Origin of the sequence: Enterococcus sp. H57 (assembly GCF_003112495.1) — a bacterium.
Taxonomy (GTDB): domain Bacteria; phylum Bacillota; class Bacilli; order Lactobacillales; family Enterococcaceae; genus Enterococcus_B; species Enterococcus_B faecium.
In genome coordinates this window covers 1-1,947 of sequence record NZ_BEHC01000049.1, presented here as the reverse complement: position 1 = coordinate 1,947, position 1,947 = coordinate 1, and the positions used below count along the sequence as shown (strand labels likewise).

Sequence of the window (1,947 nt, the reverse complement as noted above, 5' to 3'; positions counted from 1 at the left end):
CTACTTACAGTACCGAAGAAGGAGAAGCACAGCAGATCGCTCTAAATAATTCCCGTAAGAAATATCTACTCGTTGATAATAAAAAATTCAATCGAGATGATTTTTATGTGTTTTATAATTTGCATGATTTCGATCTGCTCATTACGGATCGCCAGATCTCGCGGGAGGTTCAAGAGCACTATGCACAATATGTCGATCTGCAAATTGCTGATTCAACCGAAAATACCACTATAGGAGCGTAACTATGAAAGGGATTATATTTGATTTCAACGGAACAATGTTTTTGGACTCTCATCTGCATGAAGCTGCTTGGCTGCATATGATACATGATCATACAAAAGATGGTTTATCAGACGAGGATATTTTAAAAAATATTCATGGTCGGACGAATACGGAGATTTTGAAACATTTCATTTCAGAGCATTTGACCGCCTCTGAGATCGCCGTATTGTCAGAAGAAAAAGAAAGCTATTATCGTATGCTTTGCTTGCAAAATGAAAACGAGCTTCAGTTGACAAAAGGGCTTGAAGCGACTCTTGACCAGCTGACTGACCAACAGATTCCATTAACGATTGCCACGGCTACTGTCAAAGAGAATGTTGCTTTTTATTTTGATATTTTCGATTTAGCCCGCTGGTTTGACTGGGACAAGATTGTCTATGACGACGGCTCTTTCCCTGGGAAACCGCAACCGGATATTTTTCTTAAAGCGGCAGACAAACTGAGCTTAGCTCCGGCTGATTGTCTTGTTATCGAAGATGCTTACTCAGGATTACTTGCTGCCAAACGTGCGGGGATCGGAACAATTATTGCAATTGATCCATTCGGTAAAAACAAAACAGTATTTGAACAGGCACAGCTAAATAAAGATGGAACCATCAAAGATTTTACTGGTTTTTGGACAGAGCACCTGTCTGCCACATCCGTTAATTCTTAAACGATTCAACTAACTACCAAAGAAAAGCAACTGAAATGCACACCTCCTTTTATAAAAAACTGCCAGTGAAACGACATGAAAGATACACTGCTATATCCTTAGTGAAATATAGCAGTGTATCTTTGACTTTTTCATTCTTTTAACCATATGACGCGTTCATCTCTATCTATAATTAACATTAAAAATAGTGTTTTCACATTATTTCTCAAACCAATCTTAAAAATCATCAGGAGTACTTTTTTGATATACTTTTATTAATGCTGGGCGTAATGGTTAAAAGATTTCCACTAGTTCCTCTCCACCAAGCTGAGTTGAAAAATGCTTATCTGTAAACAACATAGACAAAGAGGAAATAAACGTTTCCGTATCTTTCTCTGTCCCAAGGATATTAATTAATTTTCCTACTAGGTAAGTATCATTAAACTTAAGATCTGCCTTCACATCAAAAGTTTTGATAAAAGCTTTTATCATGCGTACAATTTTGTCTTTATCGCCATAATTGATTTCACCACTCATATCAATATAGTCACTAATCCCTGAAGAAATAATGGCAACTGCTTCTTCTTTCGCCTTATCAGATAATTCATTTAATGACTGGGATTGATTGATGACTTCTTGAGTTTTATCTGTTACGTAATCTCTCATTATCCTATCGGCATACTCCGCAAAGTAATCTTGAAAAAATTCTTCTACAGGGTAACCAACTTCGTTTTCCCAACCAGGAGAAATTTCATTATCAGTACTTATTAAATCTATTAAAAACCAACCCGTTCTCTGAGTGTTGATTCTATAATATTTTTAATTTCCTATATAAATCAAAAATATTATAGAATCAATAAGCTAATTAAGAAACAAACTTTAGAAACTCTAGAAGAACTTCTGAATTTATATAGAAGTGTGTAGCTACTTACTAAATCCTGAATAATTCATACTTTTAATTAAAACCATGTGAAACTGCCTCACGGCAGCTTACAATTACTTTTTCATCTTCACCCGTTAAGTGATGAAAA

2 protein-coding genes and 1 pseudogene are annotated in these 1,947 nt (G+C 35.4%); 2 read left to right on the top strand and 1 reads right to left on the bottom strand.

The features are described from left to right. Positions 1 to 242: pseudogene (locus tag DIZ30_RS13710) on the top strand (DeoR family transcriptional regulator); the annotation flags it as partial. A 2-nt stretch (positions 243 to 244) separates the two neighbouring features. Next, complete coding sequence (locus tag DIZ30_RS09875; RefSeq protein WP_002288638.1) at positions 245 to 937, top strand: HAD family phosphatase; 693 nt, start codon at positions 245 to 247, stop codon at positions 935 to 937. A 273-nt stretch (positions 938 to 1,210) separates the two neighbouring features. Here DIZ30_RS09875 and DIZ30_RS09870 read toward each other — a convergent pair whose 3' ends face one another. Further along, positions 1,211 to 1,582, bottom strand: coding sequence for a hypothetical protein (locus tag DIZ30_RS09870; protein WP_002288640.1), 372 nt, complete (start codon positions 1,580 to 1,582; stop codon positions 1,211 to 1,213). Between the last annotated feature and the right edge of the window lie 365 nt (positions 1,583 to 1,947).